Source organism: Bauldia litoralis, assembly GCF_900104485.1.
In the GTDB taxonomy this organism is placed as follows: Bacteria; Pseudomonadota; Alphaproteobacteria; order Rhizobiales; family Kaistiaceae; genus Bauldia; species Bauldia litoralis.
On sequence record NZ_FMXQ01000005.1, the window covers coordinates 62,271 to 77,419 of the forward strand.

Annotated in this window: 13 protein-coding genes; 8 read left to right on the plus strand and 5 right to left on the minus strand. The window is 66.7% G+C overall.

What is annotated here, in order from left to right; all coding sequences use genetic code 11:
• Positions 1–11 precede the first annotated feature (11 nt).
• The 5 genes from BLT60_RS12765 to BLT60_RS12785 form a co-directional block, all read right to left on the minus strand.
• Positions 12–1,661, minus strand: a complete 1,650-nt coding sequence (locus BLT60_RS12765; RefSeq protein ID WP_090876854.1) for an acyl-CoA synthetase — start codon at positions 1,659–1,661, stop codon at positions 12–14.
• A gap of 107 nt (positions 1,662–1,768) precedes the next feature.
• A complete protein-coding gene (locus BLT60_RS12770) occupies positions 1,769–2,722 on the minus strand; it encodes a ring-cleaving dioxygenase (protein ID WP_090876855.1) in 954 nt (317 codons plus the stop codon).
• A 70-nt stretch (positions 2,723–2,792) separates the two neighbouring features.
• The gene (locus BLT60_RS12775; RefSeq protein ID WP_090876856.1) at positions 2,793–3,422 is read right to left on the minus strand and encodes a 2-dehydro-3-deoxy-6-phosphogalactonate aldolase; all 630 of its coding nucleotides are present in this window, start codon (positions 3,420–3,422) and stop codon (positions 2,793–2,795) included.
• A complete protein-coding gene (locus BLT60_RS12780; RefSeq protein WP_090876857.1) occupies positions 3,419–4,366 on the minus strand; it encodes a 2-dehydro-3-deoxygalactonokinase in 948 nt (315 codons plus the stop codon). The genes BLT60_RS12775 and BLT60_RS12780 overlap by 4 nt, the downstream gene beginning before the upstream one ends.
• A 105-nt stretch (positions 4,367–4,471) precedes the next feature.
• Positions 4,472–5,497, minus strand: coding sequence for a substrate-binding domain-containing protein (locus BLT60_RS12785; RefSeq protein WP_090877152.1), 1,026 nt, complete (start codon positions 5,495–5,497; stop codon positions 4,472–4,474).
• A 394-nt stretch (positions 5,498–5,891) separates the two neighbouring features.
• On the opposite strand from BLT60_RS12785, the gene BLT60_RS12790 reads away from it, so the two are divergent.
• The 8 genes from BLT60_RS12790 to BLT60_RS12825 all read left to right on the plus strand — a co-directional run bounded on the left by BLT60_RS12790 (position 5,892) and on the right by BLT60_RS12825 (position 15,133).
• Positions 5,892–7,250: an ABC transporter substrate-binding protein gene (locus tag BLT60_RS12790; protein ID WP_090876858.1), complete on the plus strand. Its 1,359-nt coding sequence runs from the start codon at positions 5,892–5,894 to the stop codon at positions 7,248–7,250.
• Between the two features lie 142 nt (positions 7,251–7,392).
• A complete protein-coding gene (locus BLT60_RS12795; protein WP_090876859.1) occupies positions 7,393–8,394 on the plus strand; it encodes a carbohydrate ABC transporter permease in 1,002 nt (333 codons plus the stop codon).
• 1 nt (position 8,395) lies between these two features.
• A complete protein-coding gene (locus BLT60_RS12800; RefSeq protein ID WP_090876860.1) occupies positions 8,396–9,547 on the plus strand; it encodes a carbohydrate ABC transporter permease in 1,152 nt (383 codons plus the stop codon).
• Positions 9,548–9,562: 15 nt separating this feature from the next.
• Entirely contained in the window at positions 9,563–10,660 is a 1,098-nt protein-coding gene (locus tag BLT60_RS12805) for an ABC transporter ATP-binding protein (RefSeq protein WP_090876861.1), read from the plus strand.
• 182 nt (positions 10,661–10,842) lie between these two features.
• Positions 10,843–12,300, plus strand: coding sequence for a siroheme synthase CysG (cysG, locus tag BLT60_RS12810; protein WP_090876862.1), 1,458 nt, complete (start codon positions 10,843–10,845; stop codon positions 12,298–12,300).
• A gap of 18 nt (positions 12,301–12,318) precedes the next feature.
• A complete protein-coding gene (locus BLT60_RS12815) occupies positions 12,319–12,651 on the plus strand; it encodes a DUF2849 domain-containing protein (RefSeq protein ID WP_090876863.1) in 333 nt (110 codons plus the stop codon).
• 78 nt (positions 12,652–12,729) lie between these two features.
• On the plus strand, positions 12,730–14,391 hold the full coding sequence (locus BLT60_RS12820; protein ID WP_090876864.1) for a nitrite/sulfite reductase: 1,662 nt from the start codon (positions 12,730–12,732) through the stop codon (positions 14,389–14,391).
• Entirely contained in the window at positions 14,378–15,133 is a 756-nt protein-coding gene (locus BLT60_RS12825) for a phosphoadenylyl-sulfate reductase (RefSeq protein WP_090876865.1), read from the plus strand. The genes BLT60_RS12820 and BLT60_RS12825 overlap by 14 nt, the downstream gene beginning before the upstream one ends.
• Positions 15,134–15,149 lie beyond the last annotated feature (16 nt).

Consider the following 15,149-nt stretch of genomic DNA (forward strand, 5'->3'; position numbering starts at 1 on the left):
TTCCTGGCGGGCTATCCGATTGCGGCGGTCGACTGCGCGCGCTTGCGCAAGAGGTGTTTCTGGATCTTGCCGGTGGCGGTCTTTGGAATCTCTTCGAAGCGGACGGCGCGCGGGATCTTGAAGCCGGCGAGATGCTTGCGGCAATGGGCGATGACGTCTTCGGCGGTGACGTCCGCGCCGGGGGCGAGCTCGATGAAGGCCAGCGGCGTCTCGCCCCATTTCGGATCGGGCATGGCGACGACCGCGCAGGCGGCGATGGCGGGATGACGGAAGAGCGCGTCCTCGATCTCGATCGACGAGATGTTCTCGCCGCCGGAGATGATGATGTCCTTGCTGCGGTCCTTGATCTTGACGTAGCGGTCGGGCTCCATCGCGGCGAGGTCGCCGCTGTGGAACCAGCCGCCGCGGAAGGCCGACTCGGTCGCGGCGCGATCCTTCAGGTAGCCCTTCATGGTGATGTTGCCGCGGAACATGATCTCGCCCATCGTCTCGCCGTCGGCGGGGGTTTCGGCCATCGTGTCGGGATCCATCACCGTCATCCCCTCCTGGAGCGGATAGCGGACGCCCTGGCGCCCATTGAGGCGGACCTGCTCGGCCAGCGGCTCCTTCTCCCAGGACGGGCGCTTCACGCAGACCGAGGCGGGTCCGTAGACCTCGGTCAGGCCGTAGACATGGGTGATGTCGAAGCCGAGCCTGGCCATGCCCTCGATCATCGCGGCGGAGGGCGAAGCGGCGGCGACCATGCCCTTGACGCGGTGGTCGATGCCTTCGCGCAAGGCGGGATCGGCGTTGATCAGAAGGGTGTGGACGATCGGCGCGCCGCAATAGTGATCGGCCTTGTGGTCGCGGATCGCGCCCAGGATCGCGGCGGCCTCGACCTTGCGGAGGCAGACATGGGTGCCGCCGAGCAGGGCCATCGTCCACGGGAAGCACCAGCCGCTGCAATGGAACATCGGCAGGGTCCAGAGGTAGACCGAGAAGTTGGGCATCGCCCAGGTGACGACGTTGGAGACTGCGTTGAGATAGGCGCCGCGATGGCTGGTGACGACGCCCTTCGGCGCACCCGTCGTGCCGGAGGTGTAGCTGACGGCGATGGCGTCCCACTCGTCCGGCGGCCCTTCGAGCACGGCGAGCGGCGGATGGGCGGCGAGCAGCGCCTCGTATTCATCGGCACCGAGGCGGTCGCCGGGGCCGGTATACTCGCTGTCGCAGACATCGACGACCCTCAGCGTGCGGCCATAGTCGGCTTCGAGGATGCGCAGCGCCTCGGCGACGACCGACGAAAACTCACGATCGGTGAGGAGGACCGAAGCCTCGCAATGGTTCATCTGGAGGGCGAGGAGACCGGCATCGAGGCGGGTGTTGAGGGCGTTGATTACCGCGCCGAGCGCCGGCACGGCGTAGTGGGCCTCGATCATCTCCGGGGTGTTGGCAAGCATGGTGCTGACGGTGCCGCCGCGCTCGACACCCATCGCGCGGAGGGCGGCGGCGAGGCGGGCCGAGCGATCGCGCAGCGTCGCCCAGTCGTAACGGCGGGCGCCATGGATCATCGCCGGCAGGTCGCCGTAGATCTCGGCGCTGCGCTCGACGAAGCTGACCGGCGAGAGTGCCGCGAAATTGGCGGGGTTGCGCTCAAGCCCCTCGTCGAAAATGCCCGCCATGGTCCCGGTCGTCCTCCCTCGCGCTTGCGTCGCGGCGACTATGTCACGGAGGGCGGCGTTTGCCGAGAGCGCCGGGGCGGCCGTCCCACCGCCCCGGCGTTGTCAGATCAGGTGGCGCCCGCCACGGCCGCTTCCGGCTCCAGCGGCGGCAGCGCCGCCTCGATGCCGGGCCGCCGCGGCTCGAGGAAGGGCGGCAGCTTCAGCGTCGAACCAAGCGCGGCGAGCGGCTCGTCGACGGCGAAGCCCGGCTGGTCGGTGGCGATCTCGAAGAGGACGCCACCGGGCTCGCGGAAATAGACCGACCGGAAATACTGCCGGTCCTTCTGCTCCGTCGGCCACAGCCGGAATTCGTCGGCGAGCTTGCGCGCCATCGCGGTCTGGGCGGCATCGTCCGCTGCCCGGAAGGCGATGTGATGTACGGACCCCTTGCCCGAACGGCCGGGCAGGAAGCCGCCCACCTCGTGGATGTCGACGACGCCGCCAAAGGGTACGCCCTCCGCCTGGAAGCGGTGGACGCCCTCCTCGTTGCCCGCCTCGGCAAAGCCGAGCACACCGGTGAGGATCGCCGCGGTCGGGGCCGCCTGCTCCAGCATCAGCGTGACGCCGTGGAAGCCGCGCACCGCGTGCTCGGCCGGGACGTCGCCATTGTCCCAGGCAGGCTCGTTCTCCGCGCCGGCGACGCCGACCAGCGCGAGGCTGGTGCCATCGGGATCAGTGAAGCGAAGAACCGGCGCGTCGAAGCGCCGGGCCGGCGACTGATGGGAGACGCCCTTCTCGACGAAGCGATGCAACCAGTAGCCCATCGACGCGGCGGGAACGCGGAAAGCGGTCTCGCTGGTCTCGCCGATGCCACGGCGGCCGGCGGCGGCATGCTCCCACGGGAAGAAGGTGAGGATGGTGCCGGGCCGGCCCTCTTCGTCGCCGAAATAGAGATGCCACGTCGTCGGGTCGTCGAAGTTGACGGTCCGCTTGACGAGGCGAAGGCCGAGGAGGCGGGTGTAGAAATCGACGTTGCGGTCCGCCCTGCCCGCGATGGCGGTAACGTGATGAATGCCGGTCATGGCCGAGCCTCCGGTTGTCGGGGATGGCCCTCTAGATAGGAACGCGGCCGATCCCCAACCAGTGGCAGGCTCAGCCGGCGGCGCATGCCTCATATGCGGCGACCATATCGCGCGCCCTGGCGCCAACGTCTTCCGCCGTCATGCCCGGCTTGTAGAGGCTGGAGCCGATGCCGAAGCCGGCGACACCGACCTTGAGGTAGTCACCGAGATTGGAGGCGTCGACACCGCCAACGGCGAGCAACGGCACGTCCGGCGGCAGGATGGTGGCGATCGCCTTGATGCCGGAGGGGCCGAGCAGGTCACCGGGGAAGAACTTCAGCGCGTCGGCGCCTGCGCGAATGGCGGCAAGCGCCTCGGTCGCGGTGAAGACGCCGGGGAAGGACGTCATGCCGGCTGCCTTGGTAGCAGCGATCACCGCGGCGTCGCAGTTGGGCGAGACGACGATGCGCCCGCCGGCGGCAGCGACCGCGTCGACCTGTTCGACCGACAGGACGGTGCCGGCGCCGACCACCGCCCGGGTGCCGGCAGCGCGCGCCATGATGGCGATGCTGTCGAGCGGATCCGGCGAATTGAGCGGCACCTCGATCAGGCCGATGCCGGCGGCGACCAGCGCCTCCAGGACCGGCGCGGCCTCCTCCGGTCGGATGCCGCGCAGGATGGCGACGAGGGGCGGATGACCGGCGAAGATGGCGTCATTCATGGCTGCGTTCCCTGCGGCAGAAAGTCGATTTCGCGCGCCAGCCGGGTCAGGCCGGCGAGAACCATTTCCGTACCGTCGAGGGTCTCGGTCGCGATCCCGGCGACCTCGAAGGCCTTCCGATAGGCGCGGGCCAGCGACCGGGCGCCGACGATGCCGACGGCACCGGATTCGGGCAACCGGCCGGCGGCGCGGGCGGCGGCGATCTCGCCGCCGATGACCAGGCCGGAAAGATAGGCGCGGTTGGCGTGCTGGTCGGTGCCATCGAGAAGCTGGCGGGCCCGGACCGAAAAGATCGCGGCGAGGAAGGGCAGCCCCTCTTCTACGGTGCGGCGGACGCCGAGGGCGAAGTCCTCAAACGTCGAGAGGTCGCCATCCCCGGCCGTCACCGAATGGCGAAGGAAGGAATGGCTGGTGAAGAGGTGGAACAATTCGCCGGTCAGGAAGGTCTGGAAATCGGCGATGGCGCCATCCTGCATCGTCGCCCATTTGGAATGAGTGCCGGGGAGGATGGCGAGGCCGTCATAGCCGCCGTCGCGACCGAGCAGCCCGACCATCTGGGTCTCCTCGCCACGGATGACATCGCCGTCGCGGTCGGCCGAGCGGACCATGACGCCGGGAACGATGGCGACGGGGCGACCGGCGGTCGTCTCGAAGCGCAGGATACCGGCGGCGATGGCGGCGGGCGTTGCCGGGCAGGTGACATACGGCACCTCGCGCCAGCCCTGGCGGCTGCCGATCATCCCGGCCATCAGTGCCGGCACCTTCGGCCAGTCGGCGACCAGCCGCTCGAAGGCCGCCTCGTGGCCACCCGCCGCGACACTGCCGATGCCATCGTCGCTGCCGGCCTCGGCGAGCGTCGCGCCGTCGGCGGCGAGCAGCATCGCGCGGAGGTTGGTCGTGCCCCAGTCGACGACGATCAGCGCGGCATCTTCCCTTGCAGTCATTCTCGAAGAGATCCTTCCATCACGGCGCAGCCGTCCCCGAAAATCGGGAGCGTTTTCGATAGCGGGCTTGTGTGGCAAGCGCCGACGCGCGTCAAGCCGGGCGGATCAGCGGCCGGGGGCCGGCCCGGTCGAGCCGCGGATGACGAGATCGACCGGCCAGAGCTCCTGCAGCCTGGCGGGCGGATGGCCGGTCAGGAGATCAATGGCGATCTCGGCGACGCGGGTGCCGGCCGAGCGAATCGACGAGCGGGTGGTCGACATCGGCGGCACCATGCGGTCGGCATTGAGGAAGGGGAAGACGTCGTCATGGGCGATGATCGAGACGTCCTTGCCGAGTTCGAGGCCGGCGGAGCGCAGGGCGCGGAAAGCGCCGAGGGCCAGCATCATCGAACCGACGACGATGGCGGTGGGCGGCGGCTGCTCGGCGAGGAAGCGCTGCGTCGCGCGGTAGCCGAACTCGTCGGTCATCGTGCCATTCGCCATCAGGCGCGGATCGGCCTCGATGCCGCGCGACCTGAGCGCCTCGCGATAGCCGCCCTCGCGATAGATCGCATAGGTGAAGCGCAACTCGCCGTTGATCAGGCCGATGCGCTCATGGCCGAGATCGAGAAGGTGGTTGGTGGCGTGGCGGAAGCCGCCCTCGTTGTCGATGTCGAGCCAGGCATGGGCCGCCGCCTTCTCGCCGGTTCGGCCGTGAATGACGAACGGAAAGCCGAGCTTGAGCAGGAGCGGAACCCGCGGATCGTCGACCATCGGGCTCGACAGGATGATCGCATCGACGCGGGTGCCGGCCGCCATGCGGCGGTAGCTCGCCATCTCGTCGTCGCCGGTGGTCGGCGACAGGACAATGTCGATCTCGTCCTCGACCAGGCGCTCGCCGATACCGGCGAGGAATTCGACGAAATGGGGATCGACGAGGAGATTGCGGTTGGTCGGCAGCACCGCGCCGATCGCCCCGGCGCGCCCGGTCGCGAGGCGTCGGGCGCTGGCGTTGGGGCGATAGTCGAACTGCCGGGCGACCTCCAGCACACGCTGCCGGGTCTTCTCGTTGACCTCGGGATAGCCGTTGAGGGCCCGGCTGACAGTGGTCGGCGACAGACCCAGCCTTTCGGCAAGGTCCTTGAGCTTGATCAATGCAAACTTCCTCCCGCCACTATTCAAAGCGCTTTCAAATCGGGACGCAAGGGCCTGGTCCTTCGGCACGGCCGGCGACGCTCGCCCTTCAAGGCTGGCTCGCGGCCGACGATCCGACCGGAAACCACAAGTATCCGGAACTGGCGGTTTGGCTCGATTATTCTCGTTTAACGCTCGACCGACCGCCCCACTGACGCGAATCGGCGGCTTGACTCAATCGGACCTTGTCGGCGATGATCATGGCCAAAGCGCTTTGAATTGGATTTGCGTTTCAGACGCCAGAGCGTTTTCGAGGGAGGAGCTTCGACGCGTGCCGCTTTCCGCCATTTCCGGCGGACGGACGTCCGTGTCCTGATCCTCCAGGTCAGAAGTCTTCAGGGAGGTTCACGCAATGAAGCTTCGTCTCACTCTCCTTACCTTTGCAGCAGGAATCGCGCTGACCGCCGGATCGGCGACGGCGCAGGATCTCAAATACCCGATCGGCGAGGACACGCGGTTCAACTGGAAGAGCTACGAGGACTTCGCCGCCAAATACGATTTGAGCGGCCAGACGCTTTCGATCTTCGGCCCGTGGCTCACGGGCGACAAGGACGGCTTCGAAGCGGTGCTCGCCTACTTCGCGGAGGCCACGGGCGCCACGATCGAGAATGCCGGCTCCGATTCCTTCGAGCAGCAGATCGTCATCGACACCCAGGCCGGAAGCCCGCCGAATATCGCGATCTTCCCGCAGCCGGGCCTCGCCGCCAACCTTGCGTCTAAGGGCGCACTGGTGCCGCTCGGCGAAGAGACCGAGAAGTGGATGGTGGACAACTATGCGGCCGGCCAGTCCTGGGTCGACCTCAGCACCTATCCCGATAAGGACGGCAACCGTGAGTTCTTCGCTTTCCCGTGGAAGGCCGACCTCAAGAGCCTCGTCTGGTACGTGCCGGAGAATTTCGAGGATGCCGGCTACGAAGTCCCGCAGACGATGGAAGACCTGAAGGCGCTCACGGAACAGATCGTCGCCGATGGCGGCACGCCGTGGTGCATCGGGCTCGGATCGGGCGGCGCCACTGGCTGGCCAGCGACCGACTGGGTCGAGGACCTGATGCTGCGCACGCAGCCGCCGGAAGTCTATGACGAGTGGGTTTCCAACGAGATTCCGTTCAACGATCCGCGCGTCGTTGCGGCGATCGACGAGTTCGGCTGGTTCGCCAAGAACGACGACTATGTCGATGGCGGCGCGGCAGCGGTCGCCTCGGCCGACTTCCGCGACAGCCCGAAGGGCCTCTTCTCGTCGCCGCCGAAGTGCTACATGCATCGTCAGGCGTCGTTCATCCCGGTCTTCTTCCCGGAGGGGACAGAACCCGGCACCGCCGACTTCTTCTACTTCCCCGCCTATGCGGAAAAGGATCTCGGCAAGCCGGTGCTCGGTGGCGGAACGCTGTTCGCCATCACCAAGGACTCGGAAGCCGCCAGGGCTTTCATCGAGTTCCTGAAGACGCCGATTTCGCATGAAGTCGCGATGGCGGACTGGAGCTTCCTGACCCCGCTCAAGGGGGTCAACACCGATGTCTTCCCGAGCGACACGCTGAAGGGGCAGAACGAGATCCTGCTGGGCGCGACGACGTTCCGCTTCGACGGATCGGACCTGATGCCGGGCGCGATCGGCGCCGGAACCTTCTGGACAGGCATGGTCAACTACGTCGGCGGCGAATCCGCCGAGGACGTGACGGCGGAAATCCAGAAGTCCTGGGACGCCATCAAGTAGGCGACCGACACCACATACCGGGCCGGCTGTCAGCCGGCCCGGATTTCCACAGCCAGGGGACGGGGTTGTGGCCGACGGTCGGAATTGACCGTAGGATCAAGAAAACGGTCGGCGGCGGTCCGGCCAGAGTTGGGGGGAACGGATGCAGCAACTGCTGGGCGCCCTCGTGGCAATCGTGCTGGGTGTTGGCGCGTGTGCCCTCTACTATTTCGCCGCAAACACCATTCTCGACCTCATCTTTCCGTTTCGCGATGCCAGCCCGCGCGCCGTCCGCAACCAGAAAATCTCCTCGGTCATCCGTCCGTGGCTGTTTCTCGGACCGGCGCTGCTCGTGCTTGGCGTCTACCTTGTCTACCCGGTCTTCGACTCGATTCGCCTGAGCTTCTATGACCGCAGCGGCGAGGAATTCGTCGGCCTGTCCAACTATGTCTGGGCGTTCGGCGACACCAGCTTCCGCAGTTCGATCTTCAACAACCTCCTGTGGCTGATCGTCGTGCCGGCGCTGAGCACAGGCTTCGGCCTGCTGATCGCCTATCTCACCGACCGCATCTGGTGGGGCAATATCGCCAAGAGCCTGATCTTCATGCCGATGGCGATCTCGTTCATCGGCGCCAGCGTGATCTGGAAATTCATCTATGACTACCGGAGCGAGGGATCGACGCAGATCGGCCTGCTTAACGCCATCGTCGAGGGACTCGGCTTCGCGCCGGAGGCGTGGATCACCATCCCCTTCTGGAACAACTTCTTCCTGATGATCATCCTGGTCTGGATCCAGACCGGCTTCGCCATGGTCATCCTCTCGGCGGCGCTGCGCGGCGTTCCCGACGAGACGATCGAGGCGGCGATCATCGACGGCGCCAGGGGCTGGCAGCTCTTCTTCTACATCATGATCCCGCAGATCTGGGGGACCATCGCCGTTGTGTGGACGACGATCACCATCCTCGTCCTCAAGGTCTTCGACATCGTGCTGGCGATGACCAACGGGCAATGGGACACGCAGGTGCTGGCCAACCTGATGTTCGACTGGATGTTCCGCGGCGGCGGCGACTTCGGCCGCGGCGCGACCATCGCCGTGGTCATCATGATCGCCGTCATCCCGATCATGATCTGGAACATCCGGCGCATGAACGCGGAGGAACGGTGAGATGAGCGGGATCGCCGGCCAGGGCCGCACGGGCAACGGTATTGTCCACATCGCCGTCCTGGTGATCGTCATCCTCTGGGTGATGCCGACCTTCGGGCTGCTGGTCAGCTCGCTGCGTGACAAGGATCTCCTGGCGGTGTCCGGCTGGTGGACGGCGCTGACCACCACCGAACGCAACGAAGTCGGCCGCGCCAACCCGCCCGCAGACCAGGTCGAGGAAGCGCCGGTCTACGTCATCTCCGGCAACCTGTTCGAGGCCGATGGCGGCGCGGAGGTGACGCGCTTCGGCATCTCGATCCAGGACCCGGAAGCGTTCGATGCCGGGACGACGGCGGACCTCAAGGACGGGGGAACCGTCACGATCAACCCGGACGGCTCCTACCGGCTGACGTCGCCCGAACCGTTCGAGGGGTCGCGGGGGCAACGGCTGTTCTATACCGCCGCCTTCCCACCCGAATTCACGCTGCAGAATTACGAGGAGGTGCTGAGTTCCGAGGGGATCGGCCAGTCCTTCATCAACTCGCTGACGGTGGCGGTTCCAGCGACGATCATCCCGATCCTGATCGCGGCCTTCGCCGCCTATGCGCTGGCCTGGATGAAATTCCCCGGTCGGGCCTTGCTGCTTTCGGTGGTTGTCGGGCTGCTGGTGGTGCCACTGCAGATGTCGCTGATACCGCTGCTCAAGCTCTACAACGACGTCGGCGAAATCTTTGGGGTGCCGGCCAAGACCTATGTCGGGATATGGCTGGCGCATACCGGCTTCGGCATGCCGCTCGCCATCTACCTGTTGCGCAACTACATCCGCGGCCTTCCCGGCGAGATCATGGAATCGGCGCGGATCGACGGGGCCAGCGACTTCGACATCTTCATGCGGATCGTGCTGCCGCTGTCGATGCCGGCGCTGGCCGCCTTCGCGATCTTCCAGTTCCTGTGGGTGTGGAACGACCTGCTGGTGGCGATGGTCTTCCTGTCCAACAGCTCCGACCAATTGGTGCTGACCGGGCGGCTGAGGGAACTGCTTGGCTCGCGTGGCGGTAACTGGGAAATCCTCACCGCCTCCGCCTTCGTTTCAATCCTCGTTCCGGTCGCTGTGTTCTTCTCGCTGCAGCGGTTCCTCGTCCGCGGGCTGCTCGCGGGCTCCGTCAAAGGGTGATCAAGGTAGGACATCATGGCAGCCGTTGAACTCATCGATCTCAAGAAGTCCTTTGGCGCGGTCGACGTCATCAAGGGCGTCGATCTCGACATCCAGCAAGGCGAATTCATCGTCTTCGTCGGCCCGTCGGGATGCGGCAAGTCCACGCTTCTGCGATTGATCGCCGGACTCGAGGAGATCACCAGCGGCACGCTGAAGATCGCCGACAACGTGGTCAACGACGTGCCGCCGTCGAAGCGCGGCATAGCCATGGTGTTCCAGTCCTACGCGCTCTATCCGCACATGAGCGTCTTCAACAACATGGCCTTCGGCATGAAGCTGGCCCGGGCCAGCAGCGACGAGATCCAGAAGCGGGTCAGCGCGGCGGCCGAGATGCTGCAGCTCACCCCTCTCCTCACCCGCCTGCCGCGCCAGCTCTCCGGCGGCCAGCGTCAGCGCGTCGCGATCGGCCGCGCCATCGTCCGCGATCCGCAGGTCTTCCTGTTCGACGAGCCGCTGTCGAACCTCGACGCGGCGCTGCGCGTCGCCACCCGCATCGAGATTTCCAAGCTCAACGAGCGGATGGTCGACACGACGATGATCTACGTCACCCACGACCAGGTCGAGGCGATGACGCTCGCCGACCGCATCGTCGTGCTCAACGCCGGGCTGGTCGAGCAGGTCGGTACGCCGATGGAGCTTTATCTCCACCCCGACAACCTGTTCGTCGCCCAGTTCATCGGCTCGCCAGCGATGAATGTCGTGCCCTGCGTCATCGAAGCGGGCGGCGAGTCATCGGTGGTGCGGGCGGAGGGCGGCAACCCGGTCACCACCGACGTGGCGGTACCCGGCAGCGCCAAGGGCAGCAAGGGCATGGTCGGCGTCCGGCCGGAGGACCTCAAGCTTGCCAATGGCGGCGAGACGATCTTCACCGGCACGGTCGAGATCGTCGAGAAGCTCGGCGAAGTGACGCTGATCTACGTCAAGGTCGGCAATTACGAGGAGCCGGTGCTGGCCAAGCTGGTCGGGATCGTCGACGTCAATCGTGGCGAAACGGTCGAGCTTGCGGCGCTGGCCAAGGACCTCCACGTCTTCGACGACAAGGGCAAGGCCTACAAGCGCAAGCGGACATGAGCGCCGGCAGAGCGGTTTCCGTCTGATTAGGCGCCGCCGGCTGGATTCTTTTTCTCCCAGGGCCGGAGAGATTGGAACCGCCGGCTTCGTTCGCCCGCCCCCTATTCACTAAATCTCTTCACGAGGAGAAACGCCTCCCCGGCCTACCGTCCGGGCCGGGCGCTTCCGTCGTGGAGACCTGAATGCCCGAGAGCCAGCGCAAACTTGGTGTTTTTCCCGCCTTTCACAAAGTCGAGGGCCGCCGCGTCGTGGTCGTCGGCGGCGGGGAAGAAGCCGCCGCCAAGGTCCGGCTCCTGTCCGAGACCAAGGCCGAGATCGTCGTCTTCGCCGCAGCGCTCGACAAGCAGACTGGGGTCGACCTGATCGCCGCCCATGCCGACTGGCAGGCGCGCCTGCCGACCGTCGAGGACCTCGACGGCGCGGCACTGGTTTTCGCGGCGACGGGAGCCCAGGAAACCGACTGCGCGATCCGGGCTCTGGCCCATCAGGCTGGCGTGCCGATCAACGTCGTCGACCGGCCGGAGCTCTGCGACTTCTATACGCCCGCTCTCGTCAACCGCGCACCGCTGGCGGTGGCGATCGGCAGCGAGGGCGTGGCGCCGGTGCTTTCCCGCCACGTCCGGGCGCGGATCGAGGGATTGCTGGCGCCGGCCTTCGGCGACCTTGCCGGGCTCGCCGACAAGCTGCGCGAAACCGTCACCCGGTCGCTTGCCACCGTCACCGACCGTCGACGCTTCTGGGCGCGCTTCTTCTCCGGCAGCGTGGCGCAGAACGTCTTCGCCGGCCGCATGGACGAAGCCGAGGGCGAGGCGCGGCGAATGCTTGAGATCGCACCGAACCTTTCGGGCCACGTGTCGCTGGTCGGCGCGGGACCGGGGGCGGAGGACCTCCTGACTCTGCGTGCCCAGCGCGCCCTGCAGGAAGCGGACGTCATCCTCCATGACCGGCTGGTGCCGGAGGCGATCGTTGCCCAGGGCCGCCGCGACGCGCGGCGCATCTATGTCGGCAAGGCCAAGGGCAACCATTCGCTGTCGCAGGACGAGATCAACGCGCTGCTCGTCCATGAAGCGAAGAAGGGCAACCGGGTCGTGCGCCTGAAGTCCGGCGATCCGCTGATCTTCGGCCGCGCCGGCGAGGAAATGGCGGCGCTGCGGGCTGCAAACGTTTCCTTCGACGTCGTGCCCGGTATCACCGCGGCTTTCGCGGCAGCGGCGGAAGCCGAGATTCCGCTGACGCTGCGCGACCAAGAGGCGGGGAGCGCCGACGGCGCGACAGGGAAACGGAGAGGCGCCTCGTCGCTGGTCTTCGCCACCGGCCATGACGCCGACGGCGATACGCTGCCCGGCTGGGCGGGACTGGCGCTGACCGGCGCGACGGTCGCGGTCTACATGGGCCGTTCGGTCGCCGCCCGGGTCGCGGCACGGCTGATCGAATCCGGGATCGCGGCCTCGACACCGGTCGCGGTCGTCGAGAACGCTTCGCGCGCCGACCGCCGGGCCTATGCCGGGCGGCTCGACGAACTGGCGGGCATCGCGGCGCGGCCGGACATGACCGGGCCGGTCCTCTTCATCATCGGCGAGGTCGTTGCCGAAGGCGCGATCGCCGCCGCGCCGGCGCCGCTTTCGGCACTGGCCGCCTAGAGTTTCGGGAGAACGCGCATGTTCAAGGCAGCGACATCCGGCCCCGCCAAGGTGGTCACCGCCAACCGGCTGGACAACGGGCTGGTGGTCTTCCTTGACCCGCAAGGCGGGTGGACGCTCGACATTGCCGAGGCTCGGATTTTGGACGACGACGAGATCGACGCGGCGCTGGCCTATGGCAAGGAGCAGGACGACGCGCGGATCATCGTCGATTCCTACGCAATCGACGTGCAGGTAACCGACGGCCTCGCGGTGCCGGTGCGGCTGCGCGAAAAGATCCGCGCCGAGCGCGGGCCGACCATCGTCTACGGCGAGGCGGAACGCACGAAGCTGACCGCCGCGGCGGACTAGACACGGGCCGCCGCGCGAACGCGACGGGGAACGGTAAGAGGCGAGGAGCGCCGCAAGGCGCGACAGGGAACGAAGAGAATGTACCGCTACGATGAGTTCGATCAGGAGTTCGTCACCGAGCGCGTCGCGCAGTTTCGCGGCCAGGTGGAGCGGCGTCTTTCGGGGGAATTGACCGAGGACCAGTTCAAGCCGCTCCGGCTGATGAACGGCGTCTACCTGCAGCTTCATGCCTACATGCTGCGGATCGCGGTGCCCTATGGGACGCTGAATGCCGAGCAGGTGCGGATGCTGGCCTTCATCGCCCGCAAATACGATCGCGGCTACGGCCATTTCACCACCCGGCAGAACCTGCAGTTCCACTGGCCGGCGCTGAAGGATGTGCCGGATATCCTCGAGCACCTGGCCAGCGTCGAGATGCACGCGATCCAGACCTCCGGCAACTGCATCCGCAACGTCACCGCCGACCAGTTTGCCGGCGCGGCCGCCGACGAGGCGGTCGATCCCCGGCCCTACGCGGAGATCCTGCGCCAATGGTCGTCGCTGCATCCGGAATTCGTCTTCCTGCCGCGCAAGTTCAAGATCGCGGTGACGGGGGCAGAACGCGACCGCGCCGCGATCCAGGTCCATGACATCGGCCTTCACGCCAAGCGCGACGAGAGCGGACGCATCGGCTTCGCCGTCTATGTCGGCGGCGGGCTCGGCCGGACGCCGATGATCGCCCACAAGATCCATGACTTCCTGCCGGAGGAGGACATCCTCTCCTACTGCGAGGCGATCCTGCGGGTCTACAATCTCTTCGGACGGCGCGACAACAAGTACAAGGCGCGGATCAAGATCCTCGTCCACGAGACCGGCGCGGAGGAAATCAAGCGCCAGGTCGACGCCGAGTGGGAGCGCATCCGCCACTCGGCGCTGGCGCTGCCGGATTCGGAAATCGAGCGCATCCAGGCCTATTTCGCGCTGCCGGCGGACCTGACGCCGCGGCCGGCGGAGAGCGTCGTGCTCAACCGCGCCCGGGTGACCAATGCCGGCCTGAACCAGTGGATCGACCAGAACGTCGTGCCGCACAAGATCAGCGGTCACGCCATCGCGACGATCTCGCTGAAGCCGATCGGTGGGACGCCCGGCGACGCGACGGCCGAGCAGATGGAACTGGTCGCCGACCTCGCCGAACGCTACAGCCACGGCGAGATCCGGGTCAGCCACGAGCAGAACCTGGTGCTGCCGCACCTGGCGCTGGACGACCTGCCGGCGGTGTATGAGGCGCTGGAGCGGGCCGGGCTCGGCACCGCCAATGCCGGGCTGGTGACCGACATCATCGCCTGCCCCGGCCTCGACTATTGCGCGCTGGCCAATGCCCGCTCGATCCCGATCGCCCAGCGGATCTCCGAACGCTTCGGAAGCCAGGCGCGGCAGAACGAGATCGGCGACCTGAAGATCAAGATCTCGGGCTGCATCAACGCCTGTGGCCATCACCATGTCGGCCACATCGGCATTCTCGGCGTCGAGAAGAAGGGCGAGGAATTCTACCAGCTGACGCTTGGCGGCTCCGGCGACGAGACGACCTCGATCGGCGAGATCATCGGCAAGGGCTTTTCCAGCGACGAGGTGATCGACGCCGTCGAGACCGTCGTCGACACCTACCTCGCCCATCGCGCCAACGCCGATGAAGATTTCCTCGCGGCCTACCGCCGCCTCGGTCAGGCGCCCTTCAAGGAAGCGCTCTATGGCGCGACATGACGCCATTGCCCTTGCGATTGATCCGGACAACGGGGTCCGGGCCGAAGCGGCTGCGCTGAACGCGCGCTACGGGGAGCTCGACGCCCATGCGGCGGTCGAGCTCGCCGTTGGCGAGCTGTTTCCCGGCAAGGTGGCGCTGGTCTCCAGCTTCGGCGCGGAATCCTCGGTGCTTCTCCATGTCGTCGCCGAGATCGACCGCACGGTTCCGGTGATCTTCCTCGATACCGGGCGACTGTTCGCCGAGACGCTGGAATACCGGACCAAGCTGGCCGAGGCGCTGAAGCTCGAGGACGTCCGCACGGTGACGCCGGACCGGGAGCGGCTGGCCGGCGACGACCCGCACCGGGCATTGTGGATGACCAATCCGGACCTTTGCTGCCACATCCGCAAGACCGAACCGCTGAAGCGGGCGGTCAAGGATTTCGACGCGTGGTTCACCGGCCGCAAGCGCTTCCAGAATTCGCAGCGCGCCGCGCTGCCGCTGTTCGAGGCGGAGGGATCGCGGATCAAGATCAACCCGCTGGCGGCATGGTCGGCCGAGGCACTGAAGGCCTATGCGACCAAGCACCAGTTGCCGGAACATCCGCTGGTCGCCAAGGGCTATCCATCGATCGGCTGCGTGCCCTGCACCAGCCGGGTGACCGGTGACGAGGACCAGCGCTCCGGCCGCTGGCGCGGGCTCGACAAGACCGAATGCGGCATCCACGAGCCGCTGTTCGAGACGGACGGCAGCGGGATTTGAGGACCGCTCGATGCTC